This is a genomic window from Rhodococcus sp. 114MFTsu3.1, from assembly GCF_000383555.1.
GTDB classification, from domain to species: domain Bacteria; phylum Actinomycetota; class Actinomycetes; order Mycobacteriales; family Mycobacteriaceae; genus Rhodococcoides; species Rhodococcoides fascians_E.
In genome coordinates this window covers 36,376-51,801 of sequence record NZ_KB911560.1, presented here as the reverse complement: position 1 = coordinate 51,801, position 15,426 = coordinate 36,376, and the positions used below count along the sequence as shown (strand labels likewise).

Here is a 15,426-nt window from a genome sequence, read left to right as displayed (position 1 = left end):
GCACCCCTATGAATCTTGCCCTGACAGAGGAGGAAGCCGCATTTCGCGACGAGATGCGGACGTTCTTCACCACCGAGATTCCCGCGGAGATCCGCGAGAAGAACCGGGTGGGCATCGAACTGAGCCGTGAGGACATGGTGACGACGATGCGAATTCTCAACGCCAACGGCCTCGCGGTCCCGCACTGGCCCAGCGAGTTCGGTGGCAGGGATTGGACGGCAGTACAGCATCACATCTGGCTCGACGAGATGCAGCTGGCATCGGTTCCCGAGCCGCTCGCGTTCAACGCGTCGATGGTCGGGCCGGTCATCGCGACGTTCGGTTCGCAGGAACAGAAGGAGAAGTTCCTCCCGAAGACCGCGAATCTGGACATCTGGTGGTGTCAGGGATTCTCGGAGCCGGAGGCAGGTTCGGACCTCGCGTCGCTGCGGACGACGGCACTGCGTGACGGAGACGACTACATCGTCAACGGGCAGAAGACGTGGACGACGCTGGGGCAGTATGCGGATTGGATTTTCGCGCTCGTGCGGACGAATCCTGATGCGCCGAAGAAGCAGGCAGGTATTTCCTTCCTGTTGATCGATCTGCAGACGCCGGGCATCACGGTGCGCCCGATCAAGTTGATCGACGGCAGCGTCGAGGTCAACGAGGTGTTCTTCGAGAACGTGCGCGTTCCCGCGGAAAACCTTGTGGGCGAGGAGAACCAGGGCTGGAGTTACGCGAAGTTCCTGCTGGGGAACGAGCGGACGGGTGTCGCCCGCGTCGGCCACACCAAGGTTCGGCTCGAGCGCGCGAAGGAGTACGCGGCGGCGACGAAGGTCGGCGAGGGTACGTTGCTCGAGGACCCGCTGTTCGCGGCGCGGTTCGCGGAGCTGGAAAACGAGGTTCTGGCACTGGAACTGACTCAGCTGCGATTGGTGTCGAGTTCCGCCGACGGCAAGCCCAACCCGGCGTCGTCGATTTTGAAGCTCCGCGGTTCGGAATTGCAGCAGTCCGCGACGGAGGTGTTGATGGACATCGCCGGTCCGGATTCGTTGCCCTACGAGGCCGGTGACGACATCGAGAGTCCCGGCTGGGCTCAACGTTCGGTTCCGACGTATCTGAACTATCGCAAGGTCTCCATCTACGGTGGCTCCAACGAAGTTCAGCGGCAGATCATCGCGTCGACGATTCTCGGACTGTGAGGGTAGGGCAATGGATTTCGAACTGAACGAAGAGCAGAAACTTCTCCGCGACACCACGCGTGAGGTGCTCACCCGCGCGTACGACACCGAGAAGCGCAACAAGATCGTGGCCGCTGATCCGGGGTGGTCGACGGACGTGTGGAAGCAATTGGCCGAGGTGGGTTTGCTCGGGCTGAGCTTCAGCGAGGATGACGGCGGCATGGATGCCGGTCCGGTCGAGATCATGGCCGTCATGACCGAGGTGGGTCGACGGCTCGCCCCGGAGCCGATTCTCGACGCCGTCCTCCTTCCCGGTGGGCTGATCTCCGCGGTCGGTTCTGCCGATCAGCGCAAGCGTGTGCTGCCTGGGGTTTCGGAGGGATCGACGTTGCTTGCGTTCGCGCACAACGAAACCGGCAGCCGGTGGCCCGACGTCGAGGTGAAGGTCGCTGCGACGGAGGACGGTGGATCCTGGTCCTTGAGTGGTGTCAAGAATCCGGTTCCGCACGGCGGTTCGGCGAACGTGATCGTGGTCAGTGCGGCGCTTCCGGGCGGCGGAACGGGACTGTTTCTGGTCGACGGTGACGCAACGGGTCTCGAGCGAAAGAGCTACGTGACGCACGACGGCGGCCGGGCGGCGCAGCTGTCCTTCACCGACGTCGCGGCCGAGCCGTTGGGTGACGGATCGGACGCGAGTGCTGCGATCGTTGCTGCCGAGGTCAAGGCGCAGGCTGCCCTGGCGGCCGAGGCTGTCGGCGCGATGGAGGAAGCGCTGCGTCTGACGACCGATTATCTGAAGCAGCGCAAGCAGTTCGGCGTTCCGCTCGCCAAGTTCCAGGCGCTCACGTTCCGCGCCGCGGACATGTACGTGCTGCTCGAACTGGCGCGCAGCATGTCGCTGTACGCGACGATGAACCTGGCCGACGACGTGGTCGATCAGACGGTGGCGTCGCGCACGAAGCTGCAGATCTCGCGGTCGTCACGCAAGATCGGGCAGGAAGCGATCCAGTTGCACGGTGGTATCGGCGTGACCGCCGAGTACCCGGTGGGTCATTACGTGTCGCGGTTGACGGCGATCGAGCACACCTTCGGTGGTGCGGACGAGCACCTGCGCATTTTGTCTCGCTGATCCCACGTGCGCGGAAATGTAGGCCCTGGCCTACATTTCCGCGCACAGCGGAGTCAGGACGCGTCGACGATCAGGTCGACGACTGCACCCGGGTTGGACACGAGGATCGCGTGCGAGCCCGGGACCTCGGTGATCTCTGCGCCTGCGCGTTCGGCCATGAACTTCTCCGAGGCCGGCGGAATGATCTGGTCCTGCTGGGGGATCAGTGCGTAGCTCTTGGTGTCCGCCCAGGACGGCGGTTCGCTCGGCTCGATCAGGGCGGTGGCCGCGATCGACTTCTGGCTCGCGATCATCTTCGCCGCCTGCTCGTCGCTGACGTCGGGAGCGAAGTACTGCTTGAACAGACTCGGCGAGATGTAGCCGTCGACGTTCTTGCCGAGGATGTTGGTCGAGTCGTCGACGATGCCGAGGCCGAGCACCGGCGGCAGCAGCGATGTCAGACCGAAACGGAACGGGTCGAGTGCCAGCGCGGCGGGTTCGCCCGCGGCGGGTGCGAAGGCCGCGACGTACACCAAGGATTCCACGTTCGACGCGTGCACGTTGGTGATGACCGAGCCGCCGTAGGAATGCCCGACGAGCACTACGGGCCCGTCGATGCCCTGGACGACCTTCTCGACGGCTGCGGAGTCGTAGCCGGGCCCACGGAGCGGGTTGTCCGGAACGACGACGTCGTATCCCCGAGCGCGTAGGTCTGCTGCGACGCCGTCCCAGCTGGAGGTGTCGGCGAAGGCGCCGTGGACGAGCACGACGGTGGGCAGGTCCTGCGCAGCTGCGGTTCCTGTGCCGAGCAGCAGGCTTGCTGCCAGTGCCGCGGTGGCAGCGGCGACTTTGGATCGAGTGAACTTCATGGGCGGGATCCTCTCGTAGGGAGTGGACCCAAATCTAGGCCACTGCGCCGGTGCCGGGACTCCCGGCAGATGTTCGTTCCATGTTGGTGTGACGTACCCGCGCTATTTTCCTCTGGAGTCTTGGCTAGGGTTGAGGAAGAGGACCACGCGATCAGCGTGCCCACCACGGCCGATCGGAAGCGAGTTACCGATGAAGGCTCGGACGGCGGAGTATCCACGCCCGAATCACTGCTTGTTGCACGTCAGCGATACCCATCTGGTTGCCGACGGAGATCTGTACGGCGCAGTGGACAGTACTGCCAGGTTGACCCGTCTTCTCGCCGACGTCGAGGCGTCCGGTGTTCGCCCCGACGCGTTCGTCTTCACGGGGGATCTGACCGATCGAGGGGAGCCGGGCGCGTACGACACCTTGCGCCGCCTCGTCGAACCCGTTGCCGACGCCTTGGGTGCGACGGTCGTCTGGGCGATGGGCAATCACGACGATCGGGCGACGTTTCGGTCGCGGCTGCTCGATCAGGAGCACGCGTCGGGGTCGGTCGATCGTGTCCACGACATCGACGGCCTCCGCGTGATCACCCTCGATTCGACGGTCCCCGGCGCACATCACGGTGAAGTGACGGCCGCGCAGTTGGATTGGCTCGCCGATGTTCTCGCCACCCCGGCCGAGTTCGGGACCATTCTCGCCATGCATCATCCTCCGGTTCCGACGGTGCTGGATCTGGCGGTGCTCGTCGAACTGGTCGATCAGCACAGGCTGGCCGACGTGGTCCGCGGCACCGATGTTCGGTCCATCATCGCCGGGCATCTGCATTATTCGACGACGGCGACGTTCGCCGGAATTCCGGTGTCGGTGGCGTCGGCGACGTGTTACACCCAGGACTTGAGTGTGGAGCCGGGCGCGATCCGTGGCCGGGACGGAGCCCAGGCGTTCAACCTGGTGCACGTCTACGACGACACCGTCGTGCATTCGGTGGTGCCGATAGGCTCGTACGACACCGTCGGCGAGTACGTCTCGGCCGACGAGGTCGCACGGCGGCTCGACCGCGCGGGCGTGACGATTGCCGACAGCACTCGCCACTCGAGAGTGGACGTCTAGTTCACTCGGCCCGAGCCGAACTTTCCCACGGCGCGACGATGGGGAAGTAGCGGTCGAGGAACTCGGTGACGCGATGGGTGCGCACTTCGAGATCGACCTCCGGAAAGCTGCCGTCGTTGAGACAGAAGAAGTCGACTGCGCGTTTGGGCAGCATCGATTCCATCCGGTGGAGACCGGCGTATGCCGTGGTGTCGATGTAGGTGACCTTCGCGTCGCGTTGCACCACCGCTCGGCCGCTCATCAGGGCGTAGTAGTGGTAGAGCGAGTTCGTCACCGAGATGTTGGTGCTCGCACGGAACACGCTGGCCGCGGTGGAAGCGAACTCGTCGGGAAACTCGTTCTCCATCTCCTGCATGACGCTCTTGCGCAACGGGGTCGCTGCGTGTTCGAGGTGGCGGGTGGTCGTCATGCCGAATCGGTCCTGTAGGAGCCGACGGTTGACGCGGGCGGCGTTCTCGAATCCGCTCCGGTCGGCGTCGTTGTAGCCCAGTCCGATTCGGATGGGGGCTTCGATGAACATGCTGATGCCGCCGGGGGAGAAGAACATCTGCGGTCCGACGGGTCGACCGAAGAACATGTCGTCGTTGGAGTAGAGGAAGTGCTCGGACAGTCCGGGGATGTGGTGCAGCTGGCACTCGACGGCCTGTGAATTGTGGGTCGGCAGTACGGACGTGTCGACGAAGAAGGTCTCGCTCGGCACGAACGTGACGCGTGGATCGTCGGCGAGCCACGACGGCCGGTCGGAGTCGGTTGCGACGAAGATTCGCCTGATCCACGGTGCATACATGTGGATCGATCGGAGGGCGTACTTCAGCTCGTCGATCTGACGGAAGCGTGCGGCGGACGCGTCCCCCTCGCCGACGACGTAGTTCTGCATGCGCTTCGCGCGTTGAGCCTGGAATTCCGCCGACGAACCGTCGACCCAGGAGAACACGATGTCGATGTCGAAATTGATGTCGGACGCGTGGTCGGCGAACATGTTCTCGATGGTCGGCCACGTCTTGCCGAACCGGTCGACGGTGCCGCGTACCGCTTCCTCCGGTTTGATCGTTCGGCGGGTCAGAGAGTTCTCGACGGGCAGAACGATGTCCGACGCCGAGATGTCCCACAGTTCGATCTGTACCGCGGTGGACGCGCCGTAGTTCAAACCGCTCGTCGGTTCTGCGCGGGGTCGGAACAACCGGAAGATTCGTGCGTTGGGTGAGTCGTCGAGTCCTCCGTCGGCGACGAGCACTGCCTTGCCGCGTTTGACGTCGACGGTCTTGCAGTAGAACGGCTCGGCGGTGCATGCCGCCACCAGTGCGTCCCGAAGAGCAGCGCGACGCGAATCGTCGATGGCGACGACCGGACGTTCGTCGTTTCCTCGCACCAGGAGGTACGGGATCGCTGCGTCGTCGAGCACGGCCCGAACGAACAGAAGATCCTCGACCATCGCCTGGTGAGGCGTCGTCGAGGTGATCTTCAGTGCGAACCGACCGCCGAACGGAACGATGTCCGCGCGGCCGGTGAGGCGTGCAGTCGTATCGGCCGACGCGCCGAGGACGGGTTCGTCCGAGTCCTGCTCGGGAGGAACGAGGTAGATATCGTGCGGAGCGGACGTCGAGGTGATGGTGAACCTTCCGGAGGTGGCGTGCGAGCCGAGGACCCCCGGAGCAGTGTGCTCAGTGTATAGCCGACCGGGCCGGAAGGACGCGGACGGCGATCAGCAGGCCTGCGCAGACGCCGAGGACGTCGAACACCGCGTCGAGTGCCGACCCGCTGCGCCCCAGTGGAAGCAGAGCCTGGAGGACCTCCGACGCCGCCGCGAACGCCACCGTCCAGGCGAGGGTCACCCGCACGGTGATACCGGCGAATCGCGACGAGTACGCCAGCGCCGCGAACAGGAGGAAGTGAATGATCTTGTCGCTGTGCTGAAAACCACTGGGAACGCCGGACGCCGGTGTGAACAGGATGATCATTGCCGCCGACAGCGACACGGCCAACGGGGCGTAGTACTTCAGCGGCATGTACTTCAGCGGCATTCGGTCGAGTCTAGGTGCGTTCCGTCGGCTGGGAGCGACGCAGGAGGACCACCGTGTCGGTGCGCTCGGCGGGTGTGCCGTCCGGGTCGATTCCGGGACGGGCGCGGTCCTCGGCGACGACCGTCGTCCACTGGTCCTCGTCGAAGAGGGCAGTGATGGTGTCGACGTCGAACAGCATCTGCGCGTGCTGGTGGTGCGACGCGAGGTGGTCGTTGGGGCTGTGCCCGACGATCAGCAGGTGCCCGCCGGGGGCCACCGCGGTACCGAAACGCTGGAACGCGGGGCCGACCTGATGGGGAGGCAGTTGGAAGAAGTGCGCAGTGACGAGGTCGTACCGTTCCTCGGGCTCCCACGTCAGCAAATCGCGGTGCAGCCACGTGATGGTGCGGTCGCCTTGTGTCTCTCGGGCGCGCTCGATGGCAACCGCCGAGATGTCGGCGCCGGTCGTCGTCCACCCGTTGTCGGCCAGCCAGCGTGCGTCGCCGCCCTCGCCACTGCCGATGTCGAGCGCAGTTCCCGGGATGAGCTCGGAGGCCTCGGTGATCAGGACTGGGTTGGCGTTCCCGCTCCAGCGCTGCGCCTGCTCGGTGTAGAGATTGTCCCAGAAGGCCTGATCGAACACGGGCTCGTCATGTGTGTGCATGGGTCCAGGATGCAAGGCTTCTTACCGATTCGCAACACTGTTTGCTGTTTCGGCAAGACTTTGTCGATCGGCCTACGCTTCGTGCATGACAGACGGAGGACGCGAAGTCCTGACCTGGGAGACGTTCGGAACCGCATCTCGTGAGCTGACGCGGTCGATTGTGGACAGCGGGTTCGAGCCCGAAATCGTGATTGCGATCGCTCGCGGCGGTTTGATCCCTGCAGGCGCCATCGCGTACGCGATGGGAATCAAGGCTGCGGGCACGCTGAACGTGGAGTTCTACTCCGACGTCGAGGAGACGCTGCCGGATCCGGTGGTTCTGGAGCCGCTGCTCGACACCGACGCCATCGTCGGCAAGCGGTTGCTCGTGGTCGACGACGTCGCGGATTCCGGTCGCACACTCGCACTCGTCGTCGAGCTGCTGAAGAAACACACGGACGAGGTGAAGTCGGCGGTCATCTATACCAAGCCGCAGTCGATCATCGCACCGGATTTCTCCTGGCGCGAGACGGAGCTGTGGATCAATTTTCCGTGGAGTACTTTGCCCGTCATCACCCCCACGTGAGTGGAAATGTTTGCCCCAGCAAACATTTCCACTCACATCGGGCATGGACGCGCAACCTCAGGGCATACTCGGGTCATGGATTCCAGCGGATTGCTCTCGGAACTGGTGACACAGCGAACCGTCTCGGGTGACCCGGCGCCGCAACGCCTCTCGATGGAGGTGATCGTGTCGGTGATCCGGTCCGCGGGAGTCGCGACAACAGTCGAAGGCGACCCCGACGGACCGCATCCATGGATCCTGATCACCAACGAGGCCCCGCCGGGTACGCCGCGCTTGATGTTCGCGTGCCACGTCGACACGGTTCCTGCGGGCGATCCATGCAACTGGGAGTTCGACCCCTTCGCCGCATCGATCGAGAGCGGTCTGATGCTCGGCAGGGGGGCCTCGGACATGAAGGCGGGTCTTGTTGCAGCAACTGCCGCGGTGATCGATGCACTGCAGCGAGGCACCCCGATCGCGTTGTTGCTGACGAGCGACGAGGAGATCGGATCGCTGGGGGCGAGGGCGTCGCGGCATGCCGTTGCCGAGTGCACCGTCGGCGCCGTCGTAGTACCCGAGGCGACGGCGAATGTCGTTCACCTCGGCCATCGAGGGGCGCTCTGGCTCGACATCGGCACCAAAGGTATTGCGGCGCATGGGAGTACGCCGTCGAAGGGTGAGAGTGCGATCATGAAGTTGGTCGACGTTCTCTCGCGCGCGCGGACCGAGCTCCCGCTTGGATCCGATGCGTTCTTGGGGGAGGAGACCTTCAACGTCGGCACGATCGACGGCGGATCAGCGCCCAACATCGTCCCGGACGCCGCGCATGTGGTCGTCGACCATCGCACTGTGGGTAACGGCTCGGAACTTGTGTCGTGGTGGCGAAGTCAGCCGGAGGTCGACTCGGTCTCGGCGCGGATCGATCTCCCTGGAGTAGTGACGTCGCCCGACGCGCCGTGGGTTCGAGACATGTCCTCGACGATCGCGGGCACGCCGGTCACCTACTTCACGGACGCGTCGATTCTGGCCGAAGCCGCGCCGGGAGCCCCGATCGTCGTCTGGGGTCCCGGAACGCCGGCGTTGATGCACGCCGCGAACGAAAGCGCATCCCTCGCGGAAGTGGACGGAGCGATCGAGGCCTACACGTCCGCCGTCCGTGCCTGGCCCACGGTCGACTGACGAACGATCAGCTCCGGCTTCAACGCGATGTGGGCGGTGCCGGCGTTGTCGGAATTCATGGCTTGGTCCAACAACCGCGCGGCCTCGACCGCGATCCGTTCCTGAGGTTGACGAATTGTGGTGAGCGGCGGATTGCTCAGTGCCGAGAACGGAATGTCGTCGAATCCGGTGACAAGCACATCGCCGGGAACCGATAGGCCAAGGCTCTGGCACGACTGCAGCACACCGAGCGCGATGAGATCGTCGGCGCACACCACTGCGTCGGGCTTGACGTTCTCGTTCAACATCTTTCGAGACGATTCGCGTCCCCATTCGATCGAGTAGTCGCCCAGCAAGGTCCATTCGTCCCTGGTCTCGATCCCGACCCGCTTGGCATGCCGGAAAAATCCAGCCCGCCTGAGTTCGGTCGAAGAATTGGTCAACTCCGAGCTGATGAACGCAGCGCTACGAACCCCGTGTGAGGAAAGATGCTCCATCACCAGGGACTGTGCGGCGTCGTCGTCGACGCCGACCCAGTCGGTGTGCGTATCGAGGGCGAAGCGGTCGAGTTGTACTACGGGTAACGAACGGGCGCTGGTGCGCACTGCTCTGGCTGACCGTTCTCCGTGGCACGGGCTGATGATGATGCCGTCGACCTGCCGAGACACGAGACTGCGTAACCGTTTCGCCTCGACGTCGGGGTCGGAGCGCGAGTCGCACAGGAACAGCTGCAGACCTCGCTGCGAGAGAACGTGCTCGACGTTGACCACCAGCGACGTGAAGAACGGGTTCGCGATGCTGGGGACGACCATCCCGACGGTGTCGGTCCGGCTTCTTCGTAGCGAACTTGCGATGATGTTGCCCGAGTAGCCGAGATCGTCGGCCGCCTGGCGGATCGTCTTCGCCAACTCGTCCGAGACCGGTCGCGAGCCGGAGAGAGCGCGCGACACCGTCGCGGTCGACACTCCTGCGCGATCGGCTACATCGCGGATGGTCGCCTTGCGCATTCTTCTCCTACAACTCTTCGGTGAGCCCCGAGATTATCGAACCGACCGGGTGCTTGGTGTCGAAGTAACACAATAGAGGTAATCGTTTACATAAACGACTCGCGAATTCCTTGACACAACCCGGTGGACATCGCATACGGTGCATGTACGCAAGGCAATCGATTACATCCCGAGGTCTTCGGGTCGCCTGTTCTCTGGACTCTAGGAGTATTTCGTGACCGCTTCACCGCTGGGAGTGTTCCCGGCCAAGCCGTCGGCGCTGGCCGAGATGTTCGACGGCAATCCCTCGCTCATCGGAGCGATCCACCTGCCTGCGTTGCCGGGTAGCCCCCACTACACGGGACAGCCCGTTGCCGAGATTGCTGCATTCGCGGTCGAGGAAGCGCACGCCTACATCGACAACGGGTTCGACGGTGTCATTGTCGAGAACCATTGGGACATACCGTTCCTCAAGCCCGGCGAGCACGGCTACGAGACGGCTGCAAGCATGGGTGTGGTCACCGCAGCCGTCGTCGCCGATTTCGGCAAGCGGGTGGGAGTCAGCATCCTGTCCAATGCGGGTGAGTGCGGAGTCGCTGCCGCGTGGGCAGCGGGCGCCAGTTTCGTACGCGTCAATCAGTGGGCCAATGCGTACGTCGCGAACGAAGGATTCATCGAAGGCCAGGCCGCGAAGACCACGCGCTTCCGTCACCGGATCGGCGCCGACCCCATCCGCATCTTCGCCGACGTTCACGTCAAGCACGGTGCGCACGCGATCGTCGCTGACCGCACCATTGCCGAGCAGACGGAGGACGCCGAGTTCTTCGATGCCGACGTGTTGATCGCCACCGGATCTCGCACCGGAGACGCAGCGTCGGTGGACGAAGTGTCCGTCATCAAGAGCAACACCGTTCTTCCGGTCATCATCGGCTCGGGCATCACGGCCGGCAACGTTGCATCGCTGATGAAGGAATGCGACGGAGCGATCATCGCGTCGTCGGTGAAGGAGAACAGTCGTTGGTGGGGGCGCGTCGCGGCCGAGAAGGTGCGCGCAGTGTCGCGCGCAGCAGGTAAATGACGCAATGATCGTATTCTTCGGCTACGCCAACAACGATGTCACGGTCCATGTTCCGCACGTACCGGTTCTCGGCGAACGCGTACAAGCCACGTCCATCTCGATGATCGACGGCGGTATGAACGCCAATGCAGCCGTCTCCGCTGCGCGGATGGGGGCACAGGTGGCCTTCGCCGGTGCTGTGGGCCCGGACACTCGATCTGCCGAGTTCCTCGCGCATCTCGAACTCGACGGCGTCGACACCAGCTGGTCACCGCGTGATGCGTTTCTCTCCACTGCGGTCGTGCTCATCGCCGACGGCGGGGACCGTTCGATCATCAGCCAGGACGATCCCAACGACGGAACGCGCATCGGCGAACTGCTGGGCAGAATGGAGAATGCGGGCGGCGGGCGATTGTTCGTCGACGGTTACCGCGCAGCCATCCTGCCCGATCGGCTTCCCGAGAACGTGAGCCTGGCAATCGATCTCGATGGATGCGAGGACAGGGCCGCAGCTCTGCGAGCCTTTGCTCTCGCCGATCACGTCATCGTCGGACGACCCCTCTGGGAAGAAGTATTCGGCATCGAATCCGAACACTGGTCGACGCTGACCGCAGAGCACGGCACCACACTCGTCGTCACCGACGGCGAGCGCGGATGGACGCTCGTCACCGAAGACGGCGACACCACGCACGAGCCCGCAGTGACGGTGGAGGTCATCGACGCCGTCGGCGCAGGCGACTGCTTCTGCGGGACGTACATCGCCTTCGTCGACGCAGGGAGAACACCACTGGAGGCTGCTCGCCTTGCCGGTGCATCCGCTGCGATGGCGTGCGCGACCGCAGGCCCACGCGGATGCCCGAGTCTCACCGAACTGACCCGATTCACCGAATCCCTCACTACCCTCGATCTTCAGGAGATCTAAATGATGAAACGCGCTCTTCCCCTCGCCATCGGTGCCGTCGTCGCGCTGACCCTCGCGGGATGCGACTCGGCCGCGCCCAGCGATTCCGCCTCGGGCGGTGACGCGGCGGCATCCGCCATTCCTGGCCCGTCGCGGGTCGCCGAGACGTGCGAAGGCAAAACCGGGACGCTCAAGGTAGGCCTGGTCACGATCAACCTGCAGGCGCTGTTTTTCAACCAGATCAACAGCGCAGCACAGAAAGTCGCCGACGACGCGGGCGTCGATCTGCAGATCATCAGCGGCAACGACGACTCCGTCACACAGGCCAACGCGTTCGACAACCTGATTGCATCGAACGTCGACGCAATCATCGTGGCAGCCATCGACACCGACGGAATCAAACCGTCGATCTCCAAAGCAGCCGCCGCAGGCATTCCGGTGGTCGCCGTCGACGCAGTGGTCGACGACCCGGGCGTCTCGACGCAGGTCGGCACCGCGAACGAGCAGGGCGGCATTCAGATCGGTGAGACGTTGACCGAGCTGTCCGGTGGTACCGGCACGGTCGGCATCGTCGGCGCGCTCAACAGCACCATCCAGCTCGAGCGCCAGAAAGGCTTCACCGACACCGTGTCCGCGTCGGGAATGACGGTAGGCACGGTGGTCGACGGTCGAAACATCCAGGAAAACGCCCAGACCGCCGCGGAGAACCTGCTGACGGGTAACCCCGACATGGAGTACGTCTACGCAACCGGCGAACCGGCGCTGATCGGACTCGTCGCAGCAGTGAACAGCCAAAGCGCCCAGGACCGAGTCCAGGCCGTCGGATGGGACCTCTCGGATCAGGCTGTCAGCGCGCTGAACGCAGGCTGGCTGAAGGGCGTCGTGCAGCAGAACACGTTCGATTTCGGATACGAGTCGATGAACGCCGCGATCGACCTCGGTTGCGGTCGAACCGCACCCGCCGACATCCCGGTCCCGACTCAGATCGTCACCCCGGACAACGTCGACGACTACCTCTACTACCTGGAGAAGTAAGTGATGGGATCTCCGAATACCGACGCGGCTCCACTCATCGAGCTCTCCGGAATCACCAAATCGTACGGTCCGGTCAAATCCCTTCGCGGAGTCGACCTTCGGCTCGGCGAGGGTGAAGTGCTCGGGGTCGTCGGAGACAACGGCGCCGGCAAGTCGACGCTCATGAAAATCCTTGCCGGCGCCGTCCAACACGATGGCGGCGACATGCGCGTCAACGGCGAACCCGTGCGGTTCTCGACGCCACTCGATGCGCAACAGAAGAAGATCGGGATCGTCTACCAGGATTTGGCGCTGTGCGACACGCTGGATGTCGCGAGCAACCTCTTCCTCGGTCGCGAACCCAGGAAAGGGCCGTTCCTCGATCGGCACGGAATGCACGAGAAAGCGGCGCAGATTCTCGCGGACCTGCACGTCAAGGTGAAGTCGACCTACCAGGAAATCGGGCAACTCTCCGGCGGTCAACGCCAGACTGTCGCCATCGCACGAGCGGTGTCGTTCAAGCCGGACGTCCTGATTCTCGATGAACCGACCGCGGCCCTCGCCGTCGCCGAGGTCGAGTCCGTTCTGAAACTGATCACCGACGTCGCTGCCCAGGGAGTAGGCGTCATTCTCGTGACTCACCGACTGCAGGAACTGTTCCGGGTCTGCGACCGCATCACTGTCATGTACGAGGGCGAGAGCGTCGACGACGTACCGATCGAGGATCTGAACATCGAATCGCTCGTCGGACTGATCACCCGCACGCCCGTCCCGGCTCGTACAGCGGCCACACCTGGAGTTGCGTCATGATCACACTCGACAAGAATGCACAGCCGTCGGTACGGAAACTTGCGGCTCGCCCCACGTTCTGGCAGGCGACGAACAAGCCGACTGTGGCGATGTTGGCTGTGACGGTCGCTGTGGCGCTGGTGTTCTCGGTGACCACCTCGTCGTTCTTGACCTTCACCAACATCTCGAACCTTGCGACTCAGATCGCACCGGTTCTGATCATTGCGGTCGCGATGACATTCGTGATCACTACGGGGCAGATCGATCTGTCGGTCGGCGCAACGGTCGCGTTCGTGGCGGCGATGAGCGCCGAGTTGATCCAAGCGGGCGTCGACTCTTCCATCGTGTTCGTCGCTGCCCCGTTGATGGGCGCGGCGTGGGGGCTCGTCAACGGGTGGCTCGCGGCCTACCAAGGTATTCCGCCGTTCATCGTCACCCTGGCGACGCTGTCGATCATCCGCGGTATCGCGCTCTACCGCACCGAGGGGTTCTCGGTACCGATCCCGCCGCAGACATCCTTTGCGAAATTGGGCACCGCGTCGTGGCTCGGGTTCTCGGCAAGTGCGTGGATCGCATTGGTCGTTGTGATCATCGGCGCGATAGCTCTGAACAGAACTCGATTCGGACGCTACGTCACCGGAATCGGTTCCAATGTCGAGTCGGTACGCCGATCCGGAGTCAACACCCGCCGCGTCCTGATGATGACCTTGGTGTTCACCGGCCTCGCGGCAGGAATCGCTGGTCTGCTGATCGCTGCCCGTCTCGGCTCGGGGTCGGCGAACTCCGCCAACGGTTTCGAGTTGACCGTCATCACCGCTGTCGTGCTCGGAGGTACCAACCTGTTCGGTGGCCGAGGCACGGTGATCGGCACGGTGATCGGTGCGGTGCTGACGGGCATCATCGCCAACGGACTCACGCTGCTCGGAGTCAGTCCGTTCCTGACGCCGATCACCACCGGAATCGTTCTGTTGGCTGCGATCTGGATCAACATGCGCGGCCACTCGCTTGCGCAACTGTGGAAGCACTTGCAGAGCGCGCCGGGCCGAACATGATCGTCTCCACCGTCACCGGTCCGATCGACTCGTCCGAGTTGGGGTTGGTCCTGCCGCACGAACACCTTCACAACGACGCATCGGTGGCCTACTCGGAATCCGAGGATCCGGTCGTCGCACGTGTTCTGGCGGGACCGGTCCGTGCCGCGGATGCATGGTTGTTGCACGACAACCCGTATCACAGCCTCGACAACTGTGGTGTGGACGACGCCGCCGCCGTGCTCGACGAACTACGCGTCTTCGCCGAGCACGGGGGCACGACGGTCATCGATCTGACGCCCCCTGGAATCGGCCGTCGACCGGACATTCTCGCGGAGTTCTCGCATACGTCAGGAGTCCGTGTCGTCATGGGCTCCGGGTGGTACCTGGAGGCGACGCACCCACCCGAGGTCGAGAAGCTCGGCGTCGACATGCTCGCTGCAACGCTGATCGACGAGTTCGGTGCGGGTGGGGGCCCGAGACCGGGAGTCATCGGGGAGATCGGGGTGTCGCCGGCGTTCACACCCGCCGAAGCCAAGTCCCTCCGGGCCGCATGTGTGGCGCAACGAGAGGTGAATGTGCCTCTGTTCGTTCATCTGCCAGGCTGGAAGCGGTTCGGCCACAATGTGATAGACATCGTCGTCGACGAGATGGGCGTGGCGCCGCATTCCGTGGTGCTGTGTCATATGGATCCGTCGGGATCCGATCCCGATTATCAGTGTTCCCTGGCCGACCGTGGTGTCTTTCTCGAGTTCGACATGATCGGCATGCCGTTCGAATTCCCGGGTGAGGGGCAGTCGCCGCACCCGGCGGAGACTGCCCTTGCCGTCGCCGGCCTCGTAGGTGGTGGCTACGGAGGCCAGCTGCTGCTCAGTCACGACTTGTTTCTGAAGTCGATGCTGCGCAAGCACGGCGGAAACGGATTGTCCTACGTACCTGTCTCTTTCGCCGCACGGCTCGTGCGCGGCGGAATGGACCCATTGCAGGTGTCCTCGCTCATGCGAGACAACCCGAGGTCGCTCTTCGAGCAGGCCGGAAAAGGATAG

The 15,426-nt window shown here is 63.8% G+C and carries 16 protein-coding genes; 11 read left to right on the top strand and 5 right to left on the bottom strand.

Features of this window, described 5'->3' with window-relative positions; genetic code table 11:
- Nucleotides 1-8: 8 nt before the first annotated feature.
- Together H292_RS0123905 and H292_RS0123900 are read left to right on the top strand one after the other, a co-directional pair.
- Entirely contained in the window at nucleotides 9-1,184 is a 1,176-nt protein-coding gene (locus H292_RS0123905; protein ID WP_019665318.1) for an acyl-CoA dehydrogenase family protein, read from the top strand.
- 10 nt (nucleotides 1,185-1,194) lie between these two features.
- The gene (locus H292_RS0123900; RefSeq protein WP_020113079.1) at nucleotides 1,195-2,292 is read left to right on the top strand and encodes an acyl-CoA dehydrogenase family protein; all 1,098 of its coding nucleotides are present in this window, start codon (nucleotides 1,195-1,197) and stop codon (nucleotides 2,290-2,292) included.
- Nucleotides 2,293-2,345: 53 nt separating this feature from the next.
- Here H292_RS0123900 and H292_RS0123895 read toward each other — a convergent pair whose 3' ends face one another.
- The gene (locus H292_RS0123895; RefSeq protein ID WP_019665316.1) at nucleotides 2,346-3,140 is read right to left on the bottom strand and encodes an alpha/beta fold hydrolase; all 795 of its coding nucleotides are present in this window, start codon (nucleotides 3,138-3,140) and stop codon (nucleotides 2,346-2,348) included.
- Between the two features lie 190 nt (nucleotides 3,141-3,330).
- Here H292_RS0123895 and H292_RS0123890 point away from each other — a divergent pair, with 190 nt between their 5' ends.
- Complete coding sequence (locus tag H292_RS0123890) at nucleotides 3,331-4,236, top strand: phosphodiesterase (RefSeq protein WP_019665315.1); 906 nt, start codon at nucleotides 3,331-3,333, stop codon at nucleotides 4,234-4,236.
- A 1-nt stretch (nucleotide 4,237) separates the two neighbouring features.
- Here the strand turns inward: H292_RS0123890 and H292_RS0123885 are convergent, their stop codons facing one another.
- The 3 genes from H292_RS0123885 to H292_RS0123875 form a co-directional block, all read right to left on the bottom strand.
- Entirely contained in the window at nucleotides 4,238-5,668 is a 1,431-nt protein-coding gene (locus H292_RS0123885) for a stealth family protein (protein ID WP_019665314.1), read from the bottom strand.
- Nucleotides 5,669-5,897: 229 nt separating this feature from the next.
- Nucleotides 5,898-6,257: a VanZ family protein gene (locus tag H292_RS0123880; RefSeq protein WP_020113078.1), complete on the bottom strand. Its 360-nt coding sequence runs from the start codon at nucleotides 6,255-6,257 to the stop codon at nucleotides 5,898-5,900.
- Between the two features lie 10 nt (nucleotides 6,258-6,267).
- On the bottom strand, nucleotides 6,268-6,900 hold the full coding sequence (locus H292_RS0123875; protein WP_019665312.1) for a class I SAM-dependent methyltransferase: 633 nt from the start codon (nucleotides 6,898-6,900) through the stop codon (nucleotides 6,268-6,270).
- An 85-nt stretch (nucleotides 6,901-6,985) separates the two neighbouring features.
- Between H292_RS0123875 and H292_RS0123870 the strand changes: the two genes are divergently transcribed.
- Both H292_RS0123870 and H292_RS0123865 read left to right on the top strand, forming a co-directional pair.
- On the top strand, nucleotides 6,986-7,465 hold the full coding sequence (locus H292_RS0123870) for a phosphoribosyltransferase (RefSeq protein WP_019665311.1): 480 nt from the start codon (nucleotides 6,986-6,988) through the stop codon (nucleotides 7,463-7,465).
- Between the two features lie 75 nt (nucleotides 7,466-7,540).
- Nucleotides 7,541-8,623, top strand: coding sequence for a M20 family metallopeptidase (locus H292_RS0123865; protein ID WP_020113077.1), 1,083 nt, complete (start codon nucleotides 7,541-7,543; stop codon nucleotides 8,621-8,623).
- Here the strand turns inward: H292_RS0123865 and H292_RS0123860 are convergent.
- Nucleotides 8,584-9,609 carry a LacI family DNA-binding transcriptional regulator gene (locus H292_RS0123860; RefSeq protein ID WP_020113076.1) on the bottom strand — a complete coding sequence of 342 codons (1,026 nt, stop codon included), beginning with the start codon at nucleotides 9,607-9,609 and terminating at the stop codon, nucleotides 8,584-8,586. The two genes, H292_RS0123865 and H292_RS0123860, sit on opposite strands and share 40 nt — an antisense overlap.
- Before the next feature lie 214 nt (nucleotides 9,610-9,823).
- Between H292_RS0123860 and H292_RS27495 the strand changes: the two genes are divergently transcribed.
- Genes H292_RS27495 through H292_RS0123820 form a run of 6 tightly spaced genes read left to right on the top strand, consistent with a single transcriptional unit; the run spans nucleotide 9,824 to nucleotide 15,426 of the window.
- Complete coding sequence (locus H292_RS27495; RefSeq protein WP_020113075.1) at nucleotides 9,824-10,666, top strand: BtpA/SgcQ family protein; 843 nt, start codon at nucleotides 9,824-9,826, stop codon at nucleotides 10,664-10,666.
- 4 nt (nucleotides 10,667-10,670) lie between these two features.
- A complete protein-coding gene (locus tag H292_RS0123840; protein ID WP_020113074.1) occupies nucleotides 10,671-11,567 on the top strand; it encodes a carbohydrate kinase family protein in 897 nt (298 codons plus the stop codon).
- Nucleotides 11,568-12,581: a substrate-binding domain-containing protein gene (locus tag H292_RS0123835; RefSeq protein WP_019665306.1), complete on the top strand. Its 1,014-nt coding sequence runs from the start codon at nucleotides 11,568-11,570 to the stop codon at nucleotides 12,579-12,581.
- Nucleotides 12,582-12,584: 3 nt separating this feature from the next.
- Nucleotides 12,585-13,370 carry an ATP-binding cassette domain-containing protein gene (locus H292_RS0123830; RefSeq protein ID WP_027499046.1) on the top strand — a complete coding sequence of 262 codons (786 nt, stop codon included), beginning with the start codon at nucleotides 12,585-12,587 and terminating at the stop codon, nucleotides 13,368-13,370.
- On the top strand, nucleotides 13,367-14,401 hold the full coding sequence (locus H292_RS0123825) for an ABC transporter permease (RefSeq protein ID WP_020113072.1): 1,035 nt from the start codon (nucleotides 13,367-13,369) through the stop codon (nucleotides 14,399-14,401). The genes H292_RS0123830 and H292_RS0123825 overlap by 4 nt, the downstream gene beginning before the upstream one ends.
- Nucleotides 14,365-15,426 carry a phosphotriesterase family protein gene (locus H292_RS0123820; protein ID WP_231383916.1) on the top strand — a complete coding sequence of 354 codons (1,062 nt, stop codon included), beginning with the start codon at nucleotides 14,365-14,367 and terminating at the stop codon, nucleotides 15,424-15,426. Before H292_RS0123825 ends, H292_RS0123820 begins: the two co-directional genes overlap by 37 nt.

Excerpts from the sequence above, each read along its gene's own strand:
- H292_RS0123905 (WP_019665318.1), top strand. The coding sequence starts at position 9 with ATGAATCTTGCCCTGACAGAGGAGGAAGCCGCATTTCGCGACGAGATG.
- H292_RS0123900 (WP_020113079.1), top strand. The coding sequence starts at position 1,195 with ATGGATTTCGAACTGAACGAAGAGCAGAAACTTCTCCGCGACACCACG.
- H292_RS0123895 (WP_019665316.1), bottom strand. The coding sequence starts at position 3,140 with ATGAAGTTCACTCGATCCAAAGTCGCCGCTGCCACCGCGGCACTGGCA.
- H292_RS0123890 (WP_019665315.1), top strand. The coding sequence starts at position 3,331 with ATGAAGGCTCGGACGGCGGAGTATCCACGCCCGAATCACTGCTTGTTG.
- H292_RS0123885 (WP_019665314.1), bottom strand. The coding sequence starts at position 5,668 with ATGGTCGAGGATCTTCTGTTCGTTCGGGCCGTGCTCGACGACGCAGCG.
- H292_RS0123880 (WP_020113078.1), bottom strand. The coding sequence starts at position 6,257 with ATGCCGCTGAAGTACATGCCGCTGAAGTACTACGCCCCGTTGGCCGTG.
- H292_RS0123875 (WP_019665312.1), bottom strand. The coding sequence starts at position 6,900 with ATGCACACACATGACGAGCCCGTGTTCGATCAGGCCTTCTGGGACAAT.
- H292_RS0123870 (WP_019665311.1), top strand. The coding sequence starts at position 6,986 with ATGACAGACGGAGGACGCGAAGTCCTGACCTGGGAGACGTTCGGAACC.
- H292_RS0123865 (WP_020113077.1), top strand. The coding sequence starts at position 7,541 with ATGGATTCCAGCGGATTGCTCTCGGAACTGGTGACACAGCGAACCGTC.
- H292_RS0123860 (WP_020113076.1), bottom strand. The coding sequence starts at position 9,609 with ATGCGCAAGGCGACCATCCGCGATGTAGCCGATCGCGCAGGAGTGTCG.
- H292_RS0123840 (WP_020113074.1), top strand. The coding sequence starts at position 10,671 with ATGATCGTATTCTTCGGCTACGCCAACAACGATGTCACGGTCCATGTT.
- H292_RS0123835 (WP_019665306.1), top strand. The coding sequence starts at position 11,568 with ATGATGAAACGCGCTCTTCCCCTCGCCATCGGTGCCGTCGTCGCGCTG.
- H292_RS0123830 (WP_027499046.1), top strand. The coding sequence starts at position 12,585 with ATGGGATCTCCGAATACCGACGCGGCTCCACTCATCGAGCTCTCCGGA.
- H292_RS0123825 (WP_020113072.1), top strand. The coding sequence starts at position 13,367 with ATGATCACACTCGACAAGAATGCACAGCCGTCGGTACGGAAACTTGCG.